28 protein-coding genes and 5 pseudogenes are annotated in these 19,189 nt (G+C 41.7%); 7 read left to right on the top strand and 26 right to left on the bottom strand.

The annotated features are described in order from the left end of the window. Positions 1 to 49 precede the first annotated feature (49 nt). The 6 genes from glnP to GM298_RS16395 all read left to right on the top strand — a co-directional run bounded on the left by glnP (position 50) and on the right by GM298_RS16395 (position 4,215). Positions 50 to 706, top strand: a complete 657-nt coding sequence (gene glnP, locus GM298_RS16420) for a glutamine ABC transporter permease GlnP (RefSeq protein ID WP_025759694.1) — start codon at positions 50 to 52, stop codon at positions 704 to 706. A gap of 2 nt (positions 707 to 708) precedes the next feature. Then, a complete protein-coding gene (gene glnQ, locus GM298_RS16415; protein ID WP_025759696.1) occupies positions 709 to 1,431 on the top strand; it encodes a glutamine ABC transporter ATP-binding protein GlnQ in 723 nt (240 codons plus the stop codon). 21 nt (positions 1,432 to 1,452) lie between these two features. Further along, positions 1,453 to 2,487: a C45 family autoproteolytic acyltransferase/hydolase gene (locus GM298_RS16410; protein WP_266154579.1), complete on the top strand. Its 1,035-nt coding sequence runs from the start codon at positions 1,453 to 1,455 to the stop codon at positions 2,485 to 2,487. 223 nt (positions 2,488 to 2,710) lie between these two features. Beyond that, positions 2,711 to 3,166, top strand: coding sequence for a hypothetical protein (locus GM298_RS16405; protein WP_266154578.1), 456 nt, complete (start codon positions 2,711 to 2,713; stop codon positions 3,164 to 3,166). Positions 3,167 to 3,287: 121 nt separating this feature from the next. Continuing rightward, entirely contained in the window at positions 3,288 to 3,878 is a 591-nt protein-coding gene (locus tag GM298_RS16400; protein WP_266154576.1) for a hypothetical protein, read from the top strand. A gap of 82 nt (positions 3,879 to 3,960) precedes the next feature. After that, positions 3,961 to 4,215, top strand: coding sequence for a hypothetical protein (locus GM298_RS16395; protein WP_266154575.1), 255 nt, complete (start codon positions 3,961 to 3,963; stop codon positions 4,213 to 4,215). A 248-nt stretch (positions 4,216 to 4,463) separates the two neighbouring features. Here the strand turns inward: GM298_RS16395 and GM298_RS16390 are convergent, their stop codons facing one another. The 19 genes and pseudogenes from GM298_RS16390 to GM298_RS23285 form a co-directional block, all read right to left on the bottom strand. Then, a complete protein-coding gene (locus GM298_RS16390) occupies positions 4,464 to 4,850 on the bottom strand; it encodes a hypothetical protein (RefSeq protein ID WP_266154574.1) in 387 nt (128 codons plus the stop codon). Between the two features lie 159 nt (positions 4,851 to 5,009). Continuing rightward, positions 5,010 to 5,573 carry a hypothetical protein gene (locus GM298_RS16385; protein WP_266154573.1) on the bottom strand — a complete coding sequence of 188 codons (564 nt, stop codon included), beginning with the start codon at positions 5,571 to 5,573 and terminating at the stop codon, positions 5,010 to 5,012. 132 nt (positions 5,574 to 5,705) lie between these two features. Further along, entirely contained in the window at positions 5,706 to 6,044 is a 339-nt protein-coding gene (locus GM298_RS16380) for a barstar family protein (protein WP_266154572.1), read from the bottom strand. After that, positions 6,044 to 6,247 (bottom strand): annotated as a pseudogene (locus GM298_RS16375) (ribonuclease domain-containing protein); the annotation flags it as partial. The gene GM298_RS16380 and the pseudogene GM298_RS16375, both read right to left, overlap by 1 nt. Before the next feature lie 156 nt (positions 6,248 to 6,403). After that, a pseudogene (locus GM298_RS16370) lies at positions 6,404 to 6,867 on the bottom strand (RHS repeat-associated core domain-containing protein); the annotation flags it as partial. Positions 6,868 to 6,901: 34 nt separating this feature from the next. Continuing rightward, entirely contained in the window at positions 6,902 to 7,288 is a 387-nt protein-coding gene (locus tag GM298_RS16365) for a hypothetical protein (protein ID WP_266154570.1), read from the bottom strand. 223 nt (positions 7,289 to 7,511) lie between these two features. Beyond that, positions 7,512 to 7,844: a hypothetical protein gene (locus tag GM298_RS16360; RefSeq protein ID WP_266154569.1), complete on the bottom strand. Its 333-nt coding sequence runs from the start codon at positions 7,842 to 7,844 to the stop codon at positions 7,512 to 7,514. 297 nt (positions 7,845 to 8,141) lie between these two features. Then, on the bottom strand, positions 8,142 to 8,486 hold the full coding sequence (locus GM298_RS16355) for a hypothetical protein (RefSeq protein WP_266154567.1): 345 nt from the start codon (positions 8,484 to 8,486) through the stop codon (positions 8,142 to 8,144). Positions 8,487 to 8,492: 6 nt separating this feature from the next. Then, entirely contained in the window at positions 8,493 to 8,729 is a 237-nt protein-coding gene (locus tag GM298_RS16350; protein ID WP_266154566.1) for a hypothetical protein, read from the bottom strand. Positions 8,730 to 9,561: 832 nt separating this feature from the next. Beyond that, entirely contained in the window at positions 9,562 to 9,966 is a 405-nt protein-coding gene (locus tag GM298_RS16345) for an SMI1/KNR4 family protein (RefSeq protein WP_266154564.1), read from the bottom strand. Between the two features lie 210 nt (positions 9,967 to 10,176). Next, positions 10,177 to 10,710 carry an SMI1/KNR4 family protein gene (locus GM298_RS16340; RefSeq protein WP_266154563.1) on the bottom strand — a complete coding sequence of 178 codons (534 nt, stop codon included), beginning with the start codon at positions 10,708 to 10,710 and terminating at the stop codon, positions 10,177 to 10,179. Between the two features lie 11 nt (positions 10,711 to 10,721). Continuing rightward, on the bottom strand, positions 10,722 to 10,889 hold the full coding sequence (locus tag GM298_RS16335; RefSeq protein WP_266154562.1) for a hypothetical protein: 168 nt from the start codon (positions 10,887 to 10,889) through the stop codon (positions 10,722 to 10,724). Between the two features lie 365 nt (positions 10,890 to 11,254). Further along, the gene (locus tag GM298_RS16330; protein WP_266154561.1) at positions 11,255 to 11,557 is read right to left on the bottom strand and encodes a hypothetical protein; all 303 of its coding nucleotides are present in this window, start codon (positions 11,555 to 11,557) and stop codon (positions 11,255 to 11,257) included. A gap of 428 nt (positions 11,558 to 11,985) precedes the next feature. After that, positions 11,986 to 12,363: a hypothetical protein gene (locus GM298_RS16325; protein WP_266154560.1), complete on the bottom strand. Its 378-nt coding sequence runs from the start codon at positions 12,361 to 12,363 to the stop codon at positions 11,986 to 11,988. Between the two features lie 330 nt (positions 12,364 to 12,693). Continuing rightward, a pseudogene (locus GM298_RS23370) lies at positions 12,694 to 12,846 on the bottom strand (RHS repeat-associated core domain-containing protein); the annotation flags it as partial. Between the two features lie 51 nt (positions 12,847 to 12,897). Beyond that, a complete protein-coding gene (locus GM298_RS16315) occupies positions 12,898 to 13,161 on the bottom strand; it encodes a hypothetical protein (protein ID WP_266154557.1) in 264 nt (87 codons plus the stop codon). Continuing rightward, positions 13,155 to 13,621 (bottom strand): annotated as a pseudogene (locus tag GM298_RS16310) (RHS repeat-associated core domain-containing protein); the annotation flags it as partial. The gene GM298_RS16315 and the pseudogene GM298_RS16310, both read right to left, overlap by 7 nt. 160 nt (positions 13,622 to 13,781) lie before the next feature. Further along, positions 13,782 to 14,102, bottom strand: coding sequence for a hypothetical protein (locus GM298_RS16305; protein WP_266154555.1), 321 nt, complete (start codon positions 14,100 to 14,102; stop codon positions 13,782 to 13,784). Between the two features lie 4 nt (positions 14,103 to 14,106). After that, positions 14,107 to 14,709: an RHS repeat-associated core domain-containing protein gene (locus tag GM298_RS23285; protein ID WP_416347241.1), complete on the bottom strand. Its 603-nt coding sequence runs from the start codon at positions 14,707 to 14,709 to the stop codon at positions 14,107 to 14,109. Between the two features lie 422 nt (positions 14,710 to 15,131). Here GM298_RS23285 and GM298_RS16290 point away from each other — a divergent pair. Beyond that, positions 15,132 to 15,271: pseudogene (locus tag GM298_RS16290) on the top strand (transcriptional regulator); the annotation flags it as partial. 163 nt (positions 15,272 to 15,434) lie between these two features. Here the strand turns inward: GM298_RS16290 and GM298_RS16285 are convergent. The 7 genes from GM298_RS16285 to GM298_RS16260 form a co-directional block, all read right to left on the bottom strand. Next, positions 15,435 to 15,812 carry a hypothetical protein gene (locus tag GM298_RS16285; protein WP_266154554.1) on the bottom strand — a complete coding sequence of 126 codons (378 nt, stop codon included), beginning with the start codon at positions 15,810 to 15,812 and terminating at the stop codon, positions 15,435 to 15,437. Positions 15,813 to 16,067: 255 nt separating this feature from the next. Further along, a complete protein-coding gene (locus GM298_RS16280) occupies positions 16,068 to 16,613 on the bottom strand; it encodes an SMI1/KNR4 family protein (protein ID WP_266154552.1) in 546 nt (181 codons plus the stop codon). Continuing rightward, on the bottom strand, positions 16,607 to 16,723 hold the full coding sequence (locus GM298_RS23365) for an HNH endonuclease (protein WP_142977828.1): 117 nt from the start codon (positions 16,721 to 16,723) through the stop codon (positions 16,607 to 16,609). The genes GM298_RS16280 and GM298_RS23365 overlap by 7 nt, the downstream gene beginning before the upstream one ends. Positions 16,724 to 16,910: 187 nt before the next feature. Further along, positions 16,911 to 17,432 (bottom strand): SMI1/KNR4 family protein, encoded by a 522-nt coding sequence (locus GM298_RS16275; RefSeq protein ID WP_266154551.1) that lies wholly within the window; start codon positions 17,430 to 17,432, stop codon positions 16,911 to 16,913. 109 nt (positions 17,433 to 17,541) lie between these two features. After that, positions 17,542 to 17,955, bottom strand: coding sequence for a hypothetical protein (locus tag GM298_RS16270; RefSeq protein ID WP_266154550.1), 414 nt, complete (start codon positions 17,953 to 17,955; stop codon positions 17,542 to 17,544). 207 nt (positions 17,956 to 18,162) lie between these two features. Then, entirely contained in the window at positions 18,163 to 18,546 is a 384-nt protein-coding gene (locus GM298_RS16265) for an Imm50 family immunity protein (protein WP_266154548.1), read from the bottom strand. 189 nt (positions 18,547 to 18,735) lie between these two features. After that, positions 18,736 to 19,182: a type IV secretion protein Rhs gene (locus GM298_RS16260; RefSeq protein WP_225288109.1), complete on the bottom strand. Its 447-nt coding sequence runs from the start codon at positions 19,180 to 19,182 to the stop codon at positions 18,736 to 18,738. Between the last annotated feature and the right edge of the window lie 7 nt (positions 19,183 to 19,189).

The raw sequence follows: 19,189 nt of genomic DNA, 5'->3' as shown, positions 1-19,189 counted from the left end.
CCGCCAGGTCGGAGCGATCCGACCTCGTTGCATCTTAACGGGTAGAATGATGAATTTCGACAGTAAATATATTTGGGAGTCCCTGCCGCTGTTGTTGCAAGGACTACAGCTGACGCTGATTATTTCTTTATCAGGTTTATTGGGTGGTTTTGTTATTGGCCTGCTGGCAGGAACCTGCCGTGCGCTTGGAGGAAAGATATCAAAAACCGTCTCGTTAGTCTTTGTCGAGTTAATCCGCGGCACGCCGATTATGGTGCAAGTGATGTTTATTTACTTCGCACTTCCCATGGTGTTACCCGTTCATATTGATCCGGTAACGGCAGCCATTACGACAATTGTGATTAACTCGGGTGCTTATATTGCAGAAATCACCCGCGGGGCGATTCTCTCAATTAATAAAGGATTCAGAGAGGCCAGCCTGGCGATGGGATTATCACAACGCAGCACGCTATGGCATGTCATTATGCCGCTGGCATTACGCCGTATGATCCCTGCGTTAGGTAATCAGTGGATTATTAGTATAAAAGACACCTCGCTGTTTATTGTGATTGGTGTGGCGGAATTGACGCGTCAGGGGCAGGAAATTATTGCCGGTAATTTCCGCGCGCTGGAAGTCTGGACCGCAGTGGCAATGATTTACCTGCTGGTAACGCTGTGTCTGAGTTTCCTCCTGAAGCAACTGGAGAAAAGGATCCATATTTTATGAGCATGGTTGAATTTAGCGCAGTGTCGAAGAACTTCGGTTCCACTCAGGTGCTGCACGACATCAATTTAAAAATTGAAGCCGGTGAAGTGGTGGTGATCATTGGTCCTTCCGGTTCGGGTAAATCGACGCTGCTACGCTGCATTAATAAGCTGGAGGAGATTTCCTCCGGCACGCTGCTGGTAGCGGGAATGCATATTACCGATCCTCACGCTAATGAGTGCGATATCCGCCGCGAAGCCGGGATGGTGTTTCAGCAGTTCCATCTCTTCCCCCATCTGACGGCGCTGGAGAATGTGATGTTTGGTCCGGTTCGCGTGCGCAAACAGAGCAAAGCTGCCGCGCGTGAACAGGCACTGGCGCTACTGGACCGTGTGGGCTTACGCGAACGCGCTCATCACTACCCATCAGAGCTCTCGGGCGGTCAGCAGCAGCGCGTGGCCATTGCCAGAGCTCTGGCAGTGAAACCGAAAATGATGCTGTTCGATGAGCCGACCTCAGCGCTGGATCCCGAATTACGGCATGAGGTCCTGAAAGTGATGCGCTCGCTGGCCGAAGAAGGCATGACCATGGTGATTGTGACCCATGAAATCGGCTTCGCCCGCGATGTGGCATCACGTCTCATCTTTATTGATGGCGGCACCATTGCCGAAGATGGTCCACCTGATATGCTGCTGAACAGCAGCGCTAATCCTCGCCTGAAAGAATTTTTGCAGCATGTATCCTGAACAGAAGTGAATGATAACACCATGAAAAAATTAGAAATTAGTGGTTCCGCTTTTGCGGTGGGTCAGGAACTTGGCGCATTCGGCCGCGAGGCCTGGCATGCAAAACTGACGCAAACAGCGTTGTGGCAAACCGTTACCGCCATGAAAGACGCAGAACAGACCCGGAGAATGCGCTCTCGCGTCCAGTCTCAGTTTCCCCTGATTTGGCAGGAGCTGGAGGGACTCGCCAGGGGGCTGGGGGCACCGCTTGATGAGGTGTTTGCCTGGAACTGCCGCGGCGATTTGGTGCGCTCTACCTCTGACGGTTGTACCACCGTAGCGGGAAGCACTGCAGAGGGGGAGCTGATTATTGCGCATAACGAAGACGGTTTCCCTCAGCTTCGCAATGACTGCGCCATCGTCAGTATCACCCCTGATGACGGCCTGGCGTTCACCAGTTTTGCCTATCCGGGATCGATTTGCGGACATACCTTTGCCGTAAACGAAAAAGGTGTGGTGAATACGGTGAATAACATTCGCGCTGTACACCGTCCGGACGGAATGCCGCGCCAGATACTCGCCCGCGCCGCGCTGAATGCCGCCACCCTGGATGAAGCCATCACCATACTGACCTCAGAGCCACGCGCCGGAGCCTTTCATCACACGCTGGGGCAACGGGGAGACCGTCGTCTGTTTAGCATAGAAGCCACGGGAACAGGCTGTTCCGTCATGCCGTTGCGGGAGGTTTTCGCCCATGCTAATCACCTTATCCACCCTCAGCTTGCTGCGGTTGAGCAGGTGATCACGGACAGTTCCCGTTCACGGCAAACACGGCTAAACGCCTGGCTTGAGACGCAATCTCAGCTTGATGGTGCGGCGGCACTGGATATTCTTTCTGACCAGCACGACTCCGCGCTCCCGATTTATCGTCTCTCGCCACACGATCCGGATGAAGAGAACACGCTAGCCACGGCCATTTTTACCCTGAGTACCTCGGCAATAAAATGGCAGATCTTCACCCACGATCGGCAAAAACCCGCTTTACAGTCTTGTTCTGTCGGCCCTAAATGTGAATGACCCAATCAGCAGTTTTCGTAGGCCGGGTAAGGCGTAGCCGCCACCCGGCAATGGCCTTCTGGAAGCCGCCTCGCAAACCTGCAAGCAACCTTATGTAATTCAGGGGCATCCCTTTTCATCCCTTCATCACGGCCGTAAAGTGCCTGCGTTGCGGCATATTCGTAACCGGGCGTAGGAACCCGTTAGCATAACATGTCATTTTTTTGCCCGAAGAGGATACTAAATGGCGACTATCCCTGCATTTTCTTACCCGCTCTCTGAAGAAAGCGCGGTTCATCACCTTATTAACCTTCATCTCCCCGATTCTGCGGATCTTTTCGAGCTGGCTGATACCTGTGCTGCCTATGTCAGCGTGCTGGTGGAAACTGACGATGCAGTAACGTTTGCCACACTCTGCAGACGATTGCTGGCCGTGCTCAAACGGCTGCGAGAGTGCTGTGACGCCGAGCTTCCGCCGTATCGGGTTGAACAACTGATTGCGGGAGAAAAGCTGACCTCCTGCGTACCGGACTGCTGGCAGGAGACGGCGTTGCAGGTGGATTATGCTCTGGCGTTAACGCTGGCGGTGATGGGCGGGACACTGCCTGCGAGCGTGGCGAGAGAGCTCACCGGGCTATTGCATGATATGGTCTGGTTGTTGGCGGAATTTGTGAAGGAGCCGTATCTCACGGCACACTGAGGCCGGAATGCTACCGAAGCAAGGTACGGTTTCGGCCAGATACCCCTCTCTTTTCCTGGTAATTGTCTGCGGCAAGCCATCTGTTACTCTGGCTGAGCTCAAAGGATGACAAGGAAGAGAGATGCTAAACCCAGGATTCGTTACCCACAAAGCGCTTTCTCACTGGCGTGATGCTCCCGTTTTCCTGCCCCAGTTTCAGTTTCATGAGAAACATCGAACGGTTATACATACTGCTCATCCAGAAACTATTCTGCCGTTGATTGCACACTTTGACGTCCGGCAAGACCCCGTGATTCGGCGACTAATGTCTTTGCGCCAAATACCGCAGAAATTACTGCGCAACACGCAGTCTAACGCGATCGGCAACTTTGGTTTGCACAGCTTTACCCTGTTGAAAAGTTCACCCTCTGAGCTGTGCTATGGCTTAAGAGGGCAATTCTGGCGTACGGATTTCGGTCTGGAAAACGTGCCGGACGCGAATACTTTTCAGACGCCCGCTACGCCGGGCAGCGCGAAACTGCTGCTGCGCTATCAGGTAACGGAACTGGCGCCAGGCCAACATGAGCTCTCTACGGAAACCTTCGTCTATTGTCCGGACAGAAGCACCAGGCTAAGGATGGCAGCTTACTGGCTGGTAATACGGGTGGGCAGCGGCTGGATCCGTAAGAGGATGCTGGAGGCTGTTAAAGCGAATATTGAAAGTCAGGGGTGAGGTTCGCCTGTGAAATGTTCCGCATGGGACCCTCGCGGGAATATTTTCCCGCCCGTAAATGGATTGAACAATGGAGATTTTAATGAATAAGCGCACTATTGCCTTTTTGCTTTTACTCAGTGCATTTGCCGTAAATGCTGCTGATGGTGGTAAGGGTGGTGATGGAGGAAATGGCTCTGATGGCGGAAACGGTTCTGATGGCACCGTCTCATCTGATGGCCGGGCGGGTTGTCCGGGCGGAACAAATCCGGATCCATCAGGGAATTTTTATCTTCCCGGAACAAAACAGCAATGCAACCCGGGGAAGCAGGATGCAATGAAAAACGCCAGGCAATAAGATAAAGCGTGGCAATACGCTTACTCATCCTGATTCCATTTCCTCATCAGCCCCCTGCTCCCGGAAAAATTTACCAAGGAAACAGACAGGCATCCGCCAAACTGAACGAAGACACAGACAGATAAGCGTTTGTTGAAAGCTTCTCACGAAAAATCAATTTGAACTCTTCGGGTTGCATGAGGTTGAAAAGCGCTATCCGCCCAGTGTGATTTTAAAAATAAAATTGGCCTTATCTGGGATCGGTATATTCATCCTTTGTTTATGCGCCTGTTCACGATGTCATCCACATAATGTTCAATCGAAATATTGTGCTCCCGATTAATCTGAGAAATGAATGCGCTGAGATGCTCTAGCGATGCATGAAGGACAGTGGCAATAAGGTTATCAAAATCGTTCTGCGTAAATCGGTTATGTCCCTTCAACGTCGAACGCTGGAGCAAAGTGTGAGCGGTCACTTCCAGGACTGCCCGCCGGTAATGATCGGACAGCAAGACGTCAACATCGGTCTGCAGAATATCAAACTCAAAATGAAAGCTGACAAATCCCGATTCGACAGGTATTGAATAAATCAGTTTGTCACCTAATTGCTCAACGTACGGTTCATATCCCTCGCCCATTACTCGCGTCGTCTGCATGTAATCCCTCTCCTTTCATGTATTTGATTAATTCCACCTGAATAAATATACAGCATTACTCTTTTGAACCTTGCTTAATATACCTGCAAGAGTCACAGAGAACATCACCTCGCTAAAAATAACATTTTCGCCATACTGGTTTACCTTGAAAGAAAATAATTACCCATAAAAATAATTATAAAACGCATTGAAATTTTCATTACCGATAAGTGGTACAATCCTTTCCCGCAACTCATCAATGAAATTATCTTTTACTTCATCATTATCATCTGCTATATCAAAGATATCGTAGTGACCATAAACCAAATCAATTAGCTCAGCTAGAGAAAATATGAACCCAGAGAGACTACTGGCTATTTGAAACGGTTCAATGACATCATAACTAGCATAGACAGAGGAATTCCCTTCATCGACAACCGCAATTATAGGTTTACCTCCACCTAAATCATCACCAATAACAAGATAATTGTCTGGTAAGTATTCATAACCATTTTTAGCCTTCGTGAACTCACTGACAGAGTGAATTTTAATTGGTGTGAAACCTGTTTCAATCTTTAAGTTTTCAGGATTATAATTTTTATATAAGAAATCAACATCTGTTGAACGAGGTAAGTTGGACGGGAATGTATTATCCAGGTCACTGACGGTGCTGAAACTCCCTGACAGCGAGTATTTATTGCAAATAGCGGCCAACTGCTTCAAAGCCTCTTTAATCCCTCTCATCAGCCCTCCCAAAAATATCTATGATTACACTCCACATAGTGAGTGAAAAAATATACTTTACGAAACATACTTCCGTTCAGAATAATATCAAATAATAAAAAAAGCGAATTTTTTCTTTTCGCCAGCTATATTTCACTTATGTTGCGTACAAAGCAATAACAAGATAGCTGGCTCCTCACCAAATAAAATACTTCTATTATTTACCTCTTGAATTGACAAAAGAAAATCATGCTTCAATTCCTCATCCAAGTTATTGATATTACTTATCTTAAGTAATAAAAACTCGTCTTGCTTTAGGTTTAAAGATGTCATCCCCTCTTCTGGGAATCGCAAACTAGTCAGACAATCTATGAACGCATGGAAATTATTACCATAGAAATCAGGAAAGCCAAACAACTGCTTAACCCTATTATGAAATTCTGTAACATCATTTATTTCTTTAAAATCAATAGATAAAGTAATTACTTTCATTACTTCCATCCTCCTGGACTGATCTCTATGAAAGTGTTGTAATGGTCGTGACTATAAAATGTTTGACCTGTTTTTGTATCCACAACTATACGCCTAACTCCTCGATTTCCTACACCAGGTGTTTTCACTGTCCACTCTCTATAAGGACCGCTTCCTGTGTTAAGGCGCTGACTATCTGGTGAAATTTTGAAATTATTTTCAAAAGGTATCCCATCACGAGGAAAAGCTGGTTTATTCAATTTAATATTATCGATTGTTTTTTGTACTTCCCTCATATCTGATGCGGTCATTTTATGCCCCCATTTTTCGTTTACAACAGCATGGAATTCTTTAGGATTCTTTGCTGAATGAGAACATTTAAGACCCTGCGGATCAATCCACCCCAACGGGTTCGGCGCATACTGATAAAGGTTCCACCCGCCATTCAGCCCAATCGGATCCTGCACAATAAACCGCCCGACCTGTGGGTCGTAGTAGAGGAACAGGTTATAATGCAGCCCCGTTTTACCGTCAGCGTACTGCCCGGCATAGCGAAGCGGCTGGTGTGCCATCGCCGAGCGATTCACAAGCTGTGAGAACCCTTCGCTCTGGTGGCGTACCTCGCCAAAGCTGCCGTACTGACCGCTCCAGCGCACCGCGCCACGCTCGTCGGTCACTTCCAGCGGCGCGCCGTTCAGGTCGGTGTTGAACCAGTGAATGTCACAGCTGCTTTGGTCATGAAGATGATCCCCTGTGCCTGCGGGATCCAGGTTTCATTCAGGCCGTAAATATAAGTACGGCACAGGCCGGCATCCTGCAGCAGGCGGTAACCCTGCCACAGGAATGGGTCTACCCGATCGGATAGACTTAATTAAATTCTATAAAAATGCTGTTTCGCCACTACCAATTTTCTTCATTGCAAGCCCTTTAAATTTGATACCAATCCCATGTTCCTCATCTAAATCGGTCGAGAATATGAACCCAAATTCATTGTCTTCATCTGGAGAAAGATAAACTTTCAGCAAAATCAAGTCCTTTGCATCCGTACCATATATACGCTTACTATATGCCTGGGTTTCAGTTGCGATTTTCTCGGAAAAATTTTTCTGTTTCTTAATAAGAAAATCGATGTCTTTTTTCATTTTTTCATCGACCGAATCAGATTCAAGGTTTATGCATTGGACGAGAGAAGGCCCAAATACTGTTAAGATTAAATCGACTGAAACACCTTCATCATCTACATAAAAAACCAGTTCACGTGACATTACCACCCCTATTTCATTTTGGATTCAATGAGTTGGCTGTTTTAAGCTTTAAGAGACTAATACTTAGCCCCATGATATTTTTCGAATTGACTTATAGAACCTCAATACGGGAAAGACACAACGGAGTGCAGTAATTTTGACTCTAATGTAGCATTAACCATCAGCGGATTAAAAGAAGAGCCGGTAAGGAGTATTTCCCAACCGACCATTTACAATACAGAAGTTATTTTCTTGAGAACGGAAAAAGGCATTCCCTAAAAGAACTTTCCTTGACTTCGTTGTGAAATTCCCGACCATTTTCAAGTTCTAACTTATCTAATTTAGCCAAAATAAACCTTTCGTTCTCAGCATGACCTTTATTATAAAAATCAATAGATTGCTGTCCTAAATCATCAATCTCTATTAGTTTAGAAAAAATAGAGTTAATCAGAGGATTACCTGCGTACATTACAGATTCGGTTTCCTCACAAGAAAATTTTAAATACATTATCGCTTTTTTCAAGGCGACTATCTCATTTTGACTTAAAGTCAAAGATTTTTCTTGGTTATCAGCCACACCTACCTCCTCTAGACTTTATTTGTTCCTGATTAGCTTTCTACATTTTTCATAAGGCACTTTAGACCAAAAAAAATTGTGCTAGTCAGCTGCAAGGCCCCATACAGGTAGTGTTGAACCAGTAAATTCCACCTTTGTTCTGTTCCGGAAGATGTTCTACCCTCGCCAGCAGGCTTCAAGTTTCGTTTGGATCGTAAATAAATATAAAGCATTCATTTTATTTAATAAATAAAAAAACAAATCCAAGTAAAACTCTATTTAATTAACTGGGTTTAAAGAACATTTAAAACAGTTTACTCATTGAGATAATTTATCAGGACCCCAAACTGCTCTTCCCCATTTTATATTACCATTCCTTAAAGTTTCCTTTATGAAATTTTCAAAATTGGAATTAAAATAGTCATCAGATCTTATCGTTATTTCAAGACTATAGTTTTTATCGCATAAAAATTCGCTTAGCCTATCTTCTTTATCTATAAGCGTTACAGTAAAACCATCACCTTCAGCTTTAGCAATATAACGCCCCTCATCATCTTCACAAATTAGTGTCCGTTCAAATACCTGTTCTAGCTTTGTAAGCAGCTCTTTAAATGATATATCGTCAAGCAATACAAAGCTTAACCATCTTTTATGTATACTCATCATCTCCTACTTACAGCCGACTTTGTGCTGAACATCACCACGCCTTGCCATGTCACCTAACTCATGACTCTTAAAAATTATGAAACCAAAAGGTTCTTCTCTCAAACCAAGGAGAGTACTACGTAATTTACTATCTATAGGCACTTCTATTTCGCTCATTCCGGCAATTTTGGATGCATCACGACGTCTGTGAGTAAATACAGGGTCATTAGCTAAATAATCTGTAGGTGCGGCACATCCCACTCTCCTGCTCCTGCAGCAGGCGGTAGCCCTGCCACAGGAAGCGGGTGTTGGTGGTGTCGTGCGACGTGGCGACGATTTTCTGATTAGAAAGCAGTACTTACCATACTAAAAAAGGTTGATGCGGCAGAATTACACTCACATGCTTTGATTATTATTATCAAAGCATGAAAATTAGTACCAGCCTAAGAAACTCCAAAAACTGGCACCTAATTTTACATACTTTTTGAAACTAGAACCATTTTGTGATTCTGGCAAGGAAGGATTGACAGGCATCACTTTCAGTTGCAAAAAAATCAACCTCTGTGCGTTTTCCATGTTCACTATAAAAAACACACCATAGCCCTCTATCGAGGATCAAACATAATGTCTCATCCTTAACACCATCAATAGAGTAGCTATCTCTGGGTATGTTTAATTTATTTAACTCACTTTGTAACTCTACTCTATCCACAGGTTTTGCCTTCTGTTTTCTTTATTACTTTCTAATGGCCGGAATCAATATAACGCTGTACAGATTGTTAAATCTCATATTGAGTGCCCGACCCAATTCACCAAACCAAGGGGAAGTTTTATTTTCCTGTACGTTGGCACAGGCTTCATAAATCCATAAATAACATAAGGTTGCACATCAGTTTCTGGAAGCAAAGCGTTTATTGGATCTGAAAAATTTAACATTTGCCGTTCAATATTAATAAACCCGGCATAAGCCGGGTTGTAAATCTATAAGTTTTCAAATTAATGACTGAATTTAAATATTTTAAACGAACCTTACTTTGAGTTTGCGATAACAGCAACCTCACTGTCGAGAATGTTATAAACTGCCTCTTTACTTTCAAGAAAACAATTCTTCTAAAAATTCCGAGAACGAATCGGCAACCAATTCAACCTCTTTATCATCCATCAGAAAAATAAAAACCTTCCCTAATGAATCATCAGGTTTGAGAGATAGTAGAAAAGAGTTCCCCCCGTCATCATAAGCAAAAGGAACCATATTCCTTAACTCGCCAAACGACTCAACAAGGTCATGATAGAGTTGCTCAATCGGCAGGTCACCATATTTTATAGGGTTAAAACCACCAAGCATAAAAGGATTACCATCTTCATTATTATGAGGATACCCGCCATTATTTTTAAGATAAAAATTAAGAAATGACATGGGAAGACGATCGTCAAAACTTGCATTGAAATCATTTATTTCATATATAGTTAGTTTGTTTTCCGAATCAGAAAGATACATGATAATTTTACCCTAAAGGATCTTCAAATGCGGTTTTGGAAAAGATTCCGCACGTACTAAACCATACAAAAACGCTGAATTCGAAGGATGAGTTAATGTCCATTCCAAATCCCATCAATTAAGGAAATCCGTTTCTTCACCAGTTTGATATTGTATCAAAAAAACACACACCAAGTTCAGACATAAATAAGTTATCACCAGACACTATCGTTAGATATTATTCCAAAATGAAATATCGATTGCACCTGTTGACTTTATAATTTCCGTTAGCGGGCATGCTTTTAAAAAATGCGAACCAACACCTCTGATAAATAGCTCAAAATTATCAGCTATCGATTCCCATCCATCCATAGTTTGTTCACTAGTAATAGCATAAACTTTGCCATCGTGAGTATTAAGCAAGATAGTATAAGGGTCTGATATTGCAATACATATCACACCATCTGGTCTATGCTCGCCCATCCACCAATGGTTAAACTCATCACTGTTAATCCTGACTATTTTCTCCAAATAATCATCACCATGGCCGAAAGATAAATTCCCCAAAGAGAAGTTATCAATATCATAATTATTGACAAAATCAATAAAGTCCTTTGGGAAATTTAAGCCAAGACCTTCCTCCGAATGCTTAATATTATTTGCAGGCACCATTCTTTTTTTCAAAATCAAATCATCCATCTCTCCATTAAAACGAGAAAACTTCTCATGCAACATAACTTCAATTTCATTTATCGTTAACAACATAACTATTACCCTCATTTCGTATGCCAAACATCGCCACTGCCAATATGAGTACGTCCAGATACGGGTATAGCATATGGTCTAAAATCCGCATGATGATATATTATTGTATCTCTTTTATAGTTCACATGTTCAGGAAATGCTTTAATCCATATGTCATCTATTTTCTGCAAATGTCCCACTTCTTTTATTCTATTTAATTTTCTTTTACTTATGAAACCCGATGCATATCACACTATTGACTCCAAAATTCTTGGTGTTTTCTTATATCGCAGTTTGAAATAAGTATTCCTGATACTAATGTTCTGTTATCTATTGAGAATGCATAATGAGGTCTTCCGGGGTAATGAGGATCAACCTGCGTCTGGTATGGATTGTTACCTCTAACTTCATATCCCCTACATAACCCAATCGGATCCTGTACAGTAAACCGCACAATCTGCAGGTCGTAGTAGAGGATGGATTATTATTATATTTTTGTTTGTGGTTCAAGAAAGGGTTATATCATATCAAAGCTGGGCGAATTTCTCATTCGGCCTTCACTCTTTTAGCTTAAACAGTTTATTACTAGCGAGTCTAACTCTATCCATGCATTTTCTAATTTAAAAGCCAAATAAGGTTTGTTTTCCACTTTATCAAAACTCGCATACGCATTTCTTATCATTTGAGGTATTGTATATAAATACAAAGCTAATTCTTTATCTATGGACTCATTATTTTTCAATAAGTTAGCAACCTCCTCTAAACTAGAAACCAAGTCATTATACTGTTCATCATTGAAAACCATATTAATTCTGACATTATTAACAAAGCCATTATCAATTATTTTTTTCTTTACATCACATAACATAAATCACCTATTTAAATATGATGACTTCGTTAGGAATCTCACCAAAAATCAATACTTCCTGATGCGCCGCAGCAGCATTTCGAGTAAACGGTGTTTGTAAATTCTCTGCTGATGCCTGGCTTCTGGTGGAGGAAATCCAAGAGTCACGCGAATGCGGAGCACCTGCAATATGTTAGGCCGGTGTTATTTTATGCTAAGCTGTTGTACTTATTGCTTTTTATCCGCTCACATACTCTCGGGTTTCCAAGCGTCACCGCTCTTATGGCAATATTACCATTACATGGTCCCCACGGAGCAAACACCCCAGCGGATTCAGTGCATACTGAAAAAGATTCCACCCTGCATTCAACCCAAGCGGATCCTGCACAATTAACTGCCCAACCTGTAGGTCTTAGTAGTGGTACAGGTAAGTTCTTCTCAGTTTCAATCTACACTTCAAAAGGATACAATGAGATATTTTTTATAGCTGTTGAAAACGAAACATATTTACAACCACCTGGGTAGGCCTCAACATCTAAAAAAATAATCTGACCACCTAATGAAACAGTTAAAACTCCGTCACTCTCATAAGAGATGACCTGAGAAATAAATAACATTCCCTCACCATCCACCTTGATTTCAGGTGTCTCCTGACAAACATCATTAATATTCAAGCCCCATTTAAAAATGTCATCTACATCAAATTCGACATTATAACTACTACTTACTTCCGGTGGTTCATCACACCATACAGCCACTCCATTGCCTAAAGGTGAGGTGAACTCTACTTTATTTCCATCAAATTTTACTACTGTTATGTTTGTCATTTTAGTATCGGTACTCTCACAACAAGATTATCAACATTCATGACATTATTTGCAGGGTCTAATGTCCACGTTTCTTCATGGTAATGATGTTTAGTTGGTTTACTATTCATTTCATGGTTACCATAACGGATACTTCTCTTACCGTCAGCTGATACGATTCGGTCTGGGTCTGGTAATCCAGTTCTTGTATGGATATTTGTATGGGGCCGGGGCCAGGGAAATCATCCCAACGATTAAGGGCATCCTCTGGTTTAACTGGCTTAGGAGCATAAGTCTCATTGTGGTACCCCTGCCCTGGAGGATTAGGATTTTTTCCACCAGCATTAATTCTGTCTTGCATAATCCCAGCGGATCAATCCACCCCAACTGATTCGGCGCATACTGATAAAGGTTCCAGCCGCCATTCAACCCAATCGGATCCTGCACAATAAACCGCCCGACCTGCGGGTCGTAGTAGCGGAACAGGTTATAGTGCAGCCCGTTTTATCATCATACTGCTCTGAAGAGAGTTATATTTCTTATCGGACCAATAATCTATTGTATATTCATTCGAAAAATGTCAAATATATCCAGAAGCTCCTCAAATGTTGAAAATTCATTTCGCTTATTTAGTTTGTACGAACCTGCATTTACATCCATTACTTCTGACATACAGCTAAAATCATCCCAAACCGTAAATCTTGCTATATAGTTTTCGTTTTCGAAATCTACCACTACACTATTGGATAACTCATTTTTATTATGAGCAAGCATATAATCACCATGCTGAAATACCCATTTCTCAAATTTATTTAGCATCTTTTCCTAACTTTCCCATTAATTTTCCCACCTTTAATAGCGATATTTTGTGCTGTTGGCATTTCAGGAACTTCCAAGCCTTTGCGTTTAGCTAATCGCCCTTGAATAGAATCTGGCCCTACTATTTTTGCCCACCCTTCATTGGTTGGTACAAATGTTTTTTCCGGTACATCAAATTCAACATATATCGCACAATTCTTGGCCTGCTTACCAAAAGCAACTATATTAGCTGGGCAGGCAACATGAGTAGTTCCTGTTGAGCTTTGTATTACTTTCCTGTATTAGGCATCTGTTAATATTGCGATGGTCCCATCCAGCGACCAACAGTCGCAGTTAAGCCAAGAGGATCGATATAGTTTAACGGATTCGGCGCATACTGATAAAGGTTCCACCCGCCATTCAGCCCAATCGGATCCTGCATAATAAACCGCCCGACCTGTGGGTCGTAGTTGCGGAATAATGGACATACTGAATTATTGGATAGAACATGTATTAAATATTAAGAAGTCAGGAGAGCTGAATATCCTCCTGATATTTATTAACCAATGAATTAAATATTATTCATTTCAAAATCAATCGCAATAACCACCCAGTGAAAAATTTAAATATCCATCACTAGGTTAATTTTTACTGTTTTTCAACATCTCTAATATCTCTCCTTCACTTTTATCATAAGGAGGCTTCCATAAAGGTGAATCGTTTTCTATCCATTCATCAAATTCCTCTGCAGATATTTTTGACTCTAGCTCCCGATAAAGATACTTTCTAGTTTTAGATAATTTGTCTAAAACATTGCATTGATTAAAAAAAAGCAAAAGGGCTGATGCTGTTCTATTTTCTTCAATAAACCCAGATCCGATCTTATCTATTACGATAACAATTTCCTCCATAGAGGTCAGGATCTCTTTTAATTCATCTATATTTTGCGTGTCTTTATTCATAATTTCAGCATCTCTTATTAAACTTAGTGGTCCTTTTATCTAGTACAACATCACCTTTAATTTTATATTCTTCGATACCTAAATCTTTTTTCCTGAATTCTACACGACTTTCATCAATATCTAAGTCGATATAATTTCTAGCGTGATTTTGTTTTATATTAAATTTTTCTGCTGCAACAGCCATGCTTAAAGGCTTACCTTTGGTTCTTGTAGCAAAAACAGCATTCTGATCTGCAGCCTTGATTACCATACTGTTTTTTATTCCAGTAAACCCTTGATTACTTGTATAGTGCCTTAATCGAATGACATCTAGGCCCAATGGGTCAATCCAAATAAGCGGATTCGGCGCATACTGATAAAGGTTCCACCCGCCATTCAACCCAATCGGATCCTGCACAATAAACCGCCCGACCTGCGGGTCGTAGTAGCGGAACAGGTTATAATGCAGCCCCGTTTCACTGTCAGCGTACTGCCCGGCATAGCGAAGCGGCTGGTGTGCCATCGCCAAGCGATTCACAAGCTGTGAGAACCCTTCGCTCTGGTGGCGTACCTCGCCAAAGCTGCCGTACTGACCGCTCCAGCGCACCGCGCCACGCTCGTCGGTCACTTCCAGCGGCGCGCCGTTCAGATCGGTATTGAACCAATAAATCTCACCGCTGCGCTGGTCACGAAGATGGTCCACCCGCGCCAGCGGGCTCCAGGCTTCATTCGGGTCGTATGCATACGTGCTGCACAGCCCGCTCTCCTGCTGCTCCTGCAGCAGGCGGTAGCCCTGCCATAGGAAGCGGGTGTCGGTGGTGCCGTGCGTCGTGGTGACGATTTTGTGCGTACGGCGGCCCAGCGCGTCATTCAGCAGACGCCCTTTGGCATCGTAGCCGTAGTCCACCTCACAGCGCAGGGTGTCGCTGACGCCGGAAAGCTCGCCGCGTCCTGGGTGCGGCGCACCTCGCGGTGCAGGCGGTCGCGGGTGAACTCAGTCACCAGCTGCTGCCCGAAGCGGATGGCGCTGACGTGGCCGGAGCCGTAGTGCAGCCCACTCAGAGCAATTTCGGAAACGAGATAGGCAAGAAGTCTCTGGTGAGTCGAATCCCTAACGGACAGCGCACGTTAACGCTGGATGATATGCGAAGCGTTTTGGCGTGCCGGTGAGTGCATTTGTTGGGCAATGAAATTGATTAGGATGGCATTTTTCTATTTATTAACAAAAAACGTGACGTAGCAATCCTATTCGCCGTTAAACATTGGCTCAACACATGTACCCTCTACTCGAAATGGCACGCCTGCATCATTTTAAAGAACGGGTGCTAAGATAGCCATGTAGTGGGTAAAACCTTACGGCAATTGTAGTGGTACATCACTGCCATCAAACATTTCCCTCAAATACTTTCCAAGGGTGTTAGAATCTTTTGCTGTAGGAATGACCACGTGATATTCCCTGATGCCAATTTTTTTTGCGACATCATCATTAGGCACGATCACAAGTTTCTCTTCTGTGAGTTGAACAGAACGAATAGAGTCTGTTAACTCATATTCCATTGACTCACTCTGGAATCCAATGCTTTCATTAACGGGTAATTCATCTTCGTCGAATCGTCCGATAATGATAAAGTTTATTGGATCATGAATGTCATCCCCTATTCCGATGGTGAATACATCATTTTCTTCATAGCAGTTAATACACGCTGCAATAAGATTTTTAACATTACTCATCAGTTCTCCTTATCTTGAACCGTTTTGCTCCTGACAGATTTTATCGGAAGTCTGGCGTTCATTAAGATGGCTAGTATTCTAAGAGTAACCTAAGATAGTACCCGTACCGATCTTTTATAAATTGCTATTTTTAAAAGGCAAAGCATATATTTCGGCATAGCGAAGCGGCTGTTGATGCTGTAATCTGCTGCACCAGCTACACCCACCTTACAGCAATAGATCGGCTTCGTCAGGATCACCGCAAGTACTCCTTTATTAAAAATCAAGATCGACTTTAATCACACCTGATACATCTATTTTATCATCCTGAACAGCGAGCATATCAACAAACTCATCGAAGGAATTTGCTATTTTCGTCAGACCTGAAATTACTGCTGAATCCTTGAATATTGGCTCAGACTCGTGTTCCCAAAACCAAATCTCTCCCGACATACTTCCTTTGAGGCAAAGACAGATTTGATTATCAGCAGACGAGGCTCCTATCGGTAACCATTGATCATGAAAATCATTCCGGTATGTATCAGCCATTTCAAAGACAGTATATTCTTTACCCGATTCTGCAAGGCCGTACAAAGACTCAAGCGTATCGTTTCCTTGCTCATCAGACCACGGAGATGGTTGTAACGCCTTGAAAACAATATTTACATCAAAAAGAACAGAAACGCCAAAATGAAGTAAATAGGCACGATAACTTTCAGGAATTGGCCCTATTGATGTTTCTAATGTATTTAAACTCTTTTTCAGTTCATCTAATGGTAATGATGTCGGTTTCGCTCCAAAGCGCTCTAATTTTTTCAACATTTTCTTTTCCTCCTCATATCTGATGCGGAGCCAATATGTGGCACATTGCCATGAAGATCTCTTGGGACTAGAATTATAGTATTCGCACTCAGATGATGTGGAGTAAGCATTTTTTCCCTTAACAAATTCTGAGCCGCTTTCTGTGTAATGCCTTTTTTCTATGCAATGGCATTATTACCAATGGTAAAATACAAGCATATCTGATATTCTTTTTATAACTGTTTATCTATTTACTAACATCTAAATGTAAAAAAATATGCCATGATCATATTTTGATTATGGCTTTATTTTGAAAAATCATAAATCAACAGTTACATTCATTCCTGCATCAAGAGATGCATCACTAATTTTCTTGTAAAATTCCGTAAAGCTATTAGTAATTTTATAGATATTGCCGCACTCATTTTTCTCAGCGACCTCAAACTCTTGGATATCATCCTCAGCATGTAGATTTGTTCTGTCCCAATAATACACCCCCTGGCTTTCACTGCCATTTAATATAAGGTAAAAATTACCTCCAGGATCATCACCAATAATTAACTTATCATCAATGAAATCAAGTTCACTTAAAAAATTTTCATTTTGACGAAAAATGTCGTGGTTTGGATTTTTCATATTTATTCCAAAAAGGGCATAAAAGGCGATAACCCCTTCATCGACACCTGCATACTCTAACTCACAAAAATCCGGAGATTTTACAACAAAGCCATTTTTCAACCTGAGGAATTGTTTATAATCATCTGGCAAATGGATTTTGAATTCCCCCTCCAAAATTTTAATTTCATCTTTATTTGCAGGCTTACCGCATGAAATAGGCATAAGCTTTCCTTACTAAGGTCATGACTTCTTGATCTTAGATACTCCACACTAGGGAAAAATTGGTTGTAGTAATAAAAGCCGGAACATAATGGTTACCGGCATATTTCATTCATTTATCTAAATCAAAAAACCATTCAATGAAAGAACTAAAGTCTACCCATTGAGGCTTTAATTCCCCCTGATAGAATTTAGTTAAAGTATCCCCTACATTGAGAAATAAAACCTCTCCAGTTTTTTTGTTATAAAAATACCCACCCTCACTTTGAAAACCATCCAAAGGAATGTACTCGCTTGGTATTTTTAATATTTCATGTGTTCGCTTAAGATCAAGTTGGTACGATGAATTTATAACAAACCAGCAGATCTGATAAATTTCATGATTCCTGCTATGAAAAGTAGCCCCATCCTCAACGTGCAAATAAAATTGAGCAAAATCAGAAGAAAGGTCAATACCTAAAGAAAGCAAAGCATCACTATACTCTTGAGTGATATCATCATACCACCAACCTCGAGATTGACTCATTGACTTTATTCTTTCAGATAACATAACCCCTCAACCACATTTGATTTTTCGGCTATTTAATTATTCTAGCTCTCATCCTTCAATATGCTTCACAGCACAGATAAAATAAATCTCACATTAAAGAAATAGGATATAATTATTCATTATACTGAACCAACCTTAAATTTTAAAAGCCAGGAAAATTTAAATTTCATCCCGGCCTTTAACTTACTGACTAATATATACGGAAGGTCCCATTAATTGTATATGCGAACATTTCAAATTTAAAAAAATGTCTGCCCCCTTTATTATAACTTCACAATAGGGAGTGTTTTTTTGTATTTCTATTTTTGCTGGCATATCCGTAGACATACCTTCTATTTTTAAGAATTTTACTCCACTGCAATTTATACCACACCTACATCTATTATAACCTTTAACCCATTTTGGGGGAGGATTGTCAGGCAATTCATTCACAAGGTCAAAACATATTGTTACCGTAGCAGCTTCGCGGTCTATTTTAATATCAAAGATGTCGATTTCATTCACTTCAACATCTCTACTAAAAACCTTGTTAAACAAAATACCACCTTCAATTCCATTCCAATACATATGACTCTTCTCAAATTTCATGATTGTCTAATGTGCCAGAAACTGAACCTGCCCAGACAATTTCAAATGTTCTTTTTAAAATAGTCTTAGAGGGACATCACCATCACCGTAAGACTCTTGCTCCGGTTTTTTTTATCAAATCAAAAGCATTACCTAAAACGTCCTGGGATGATGAACCTCCCATTTCAATTACTTTTTATCTGAACATGAGAAACCGAAGTCAATATATCCTTCAGTACTTATTACTAGACACCATTTATTTTTTCTATCAAAAAAGTAATGATGCTGAGGGATATTTTCTATTGCCATATCAAGAAACAAAAAGAACTGCTCCGGATTCAATCTGACTGAAAAGTCAAGAGACGAATCATTTATATAGTAAATCTCATCACTCTTTGAAATCACATCATGTACATCATTTTCATGAATGAATCTCTTTATATCGACCAACCAATTCTTATAGTCTCCATGTAGTTCTAAAGACCTATGAGCATTGGTCTTTGACCAGTCAATTTTTGAACCAGCCCAACTATAACTATCGGATAACTTATCCGCAATGTGTTCCCAGTCATCTACAATTTCTGGTTGTTCAGGAAGCAAAGATATTTCCTTCCTGATTTCATCATCGAGCGTCATTAAGAGC

Source organism: Enterobacter sp. HSTU-ASh6 (assembly GCF_026319105.1).
GTDB classification, from domain to species: domain Bacteria; phylum Pseudomonadota; class Gammaproteobacteria; order Enterobacterales; family Enterobacteriaceae; genus Enterobacter; species Enterobacter sichuanensis.
The sequence above is the reverse complement of the archived record's forward strand: the minus strand, read 5'-3'. Positions and strand labels throughout refer to the sequence as shown.

Excerpts from the sequence above, each read along its gene's own strand:
- GM298_RS16305 (WP_266154555.1), bottom strand. The coding sequence starts at position 14,102 with ATGAATAAAGACACGCAAAATATAGATGAATTAAAAGAGATCCTGACC.
- GM298_RS16260 (WP_225288109.1), bottom strand. The coding sequence starts at position 19,182 with ATGACGCTCGATGATGAAATCAGGAAGGAAATATCTTTGCTTCCTGAA.
- GM298_RS16385 (WP_266154573.1), bottom strand. The coding sequence starts at position 5,573 with ATGAGAGGGATTAAAGAGGCTTTGAAGCAGTTGGCCGCTATTTGCAAT.
- GM298_RS16400 (WP_266154576.1), top strand. The coding sequence starts at position 3,288 with ATGCTAAACCCAGGATTCGTTACCCACAAAGCGCTTTCTCACTGGCGT.
- GM298_RS16410 (WP_266154579.1), top strand. The coding sequence starts at position 1,453 with ATGAAAAAATTAGAAATTAGTGGTTCCGCTTTTGCGGTGGGTCAGGAA.
- GM298_RS16270 (WP_266154550.1), bottom strand. The coding sequence starts at position 17,955 with ATGAGTCAATCTCGAGGTTGGTGGTATGATGATATCACTCAAGAGTAT.
- GM298_RS16340 (WP_266154563.1), bottom strand. The coding sequence starts at position 10,710 with ATGTTGTTAACGATAAATGAAATTGAAGTTATGTTGCATGAGAAGTTT.
- GM298_RS16345 (WP_266154564.1), bottom strand. The coding sequence starts at position 9,966 with ATGTATCTTTCTGATTCGGAAAACAAACTAACTATATATGAAATAAAT.
- GM298_RS16325 (WP_266154560.1), bottom strand. The coding sequence starts at position 12,363 with ATGACAAACATAACAGTAGTAAAATTTGATGGAAATAAAGTAGAGTTC.
- glnP (WP_025759694.1), top strand. The coding sequence starts at position 50 with ATGAATTTCGACAGTAAATATATTTGGGAGTCCCTGCCGCTGTTGTTG.
- GM298_RS16265 (WP_266154548.1), bottom strand. The coding sequence starts at position 18,546 with ATGTATTGGAATGGAATTGAAGGTGGTATTTTGTTTAACAAGGTTTTT.
- GM298_RS23365 (WP_142977828.1), bottom strand. The coding sequence starts at position 16,723 with ATGCTTACTCCACATCATCTGAGTGCGAATACTATAATTCTAGTCCCA.
- glnQ (WP_025759696.1), top strand. The coding sequence starts at position 709 with ATGGTTGAATTTAGCGCAGTGTCGAAGAACTTCGGTTCCACTCAGGTG.
- GM298_RS16380 (WP_266154572.1), bottom strand. The coding sequence starts at position 6,044 with ATGAAAGTAATTACTTTATCTATTGATTTTAAAGAAATAAATGATGTT.
- GM298_RS16330 (WP_266154561.1), bottom strand. The coding sequence starts at position 11,557 with ATGTTATGTGATGTAAAGAAAAAAATAATTGATAATGGCTTTGTTAAT.
- GM298_RS16395 (WP_266154575.1), top strand. The coding sequence starts at position 3,961 with ATGAATAAGCGCACTATTGCCTTTTTGCTTTTACTCAGTGCATTTGCC.
- GM298_RS16390 (WP_266154574.1), bottom strand. The coding sequence starts at position 4,850 with ATGCAGACGACGCGAGTAATGGGCGAGGGATATGAACCGTACGTTGAG.
- GM298_RS16285 (WP_266154554.1), bottom strand. The coding sequence starts at position 15,812 with ATGAGTAATGTTAAAAATCTTATTGCAGCGTGTATTAACTGCTATGAA.
- GM298_RS16315 (WP_266154557.1), bottom strand. The coding sequence starts at position 13,161 with ATGCTAAATAAATTTGAGAAATGGGTATTTCAGCATGGTGATTATATG.
- GM298_RS16275 (WP_266154551.1), bottom strand. The coding sequence starts at position 17,432 with ATGCCTATTTCATGCGGTAAGCCTGCAAATAAAGATGAAATTAAAATT.
- GM298_RS16365 (WP_266154570.1), bottom strand. The coding sequence starts at position 7,288 with ATGTCACGTGAACTGGTTTTTTATGTAGATGATGAAGGTGTTTCAGTC.
- GM298_RS16280 (WP_266154552.1), bottom strand. The coding sequence starts at position 16,613 with ATGTTGAAAAAATTAGAGCGCTTTGGAGCGAAACCGACATCATTACCA.
- GM298_RS16405 (WP_266154578.1), top strand. The coding sequence starts at position 2,711 with ATGGCGACTATCCCTGCATTTTCTTACCCGCTCTCTGAAGAAAGCGCG.
- GM298_RS16355 (WP_266154567.1), bottom strand. The coding sequence starts at position 8,486 with ATGAGTATACATAAAAGATGGTTAAGCTTTGTATTGCTTGACGATATA.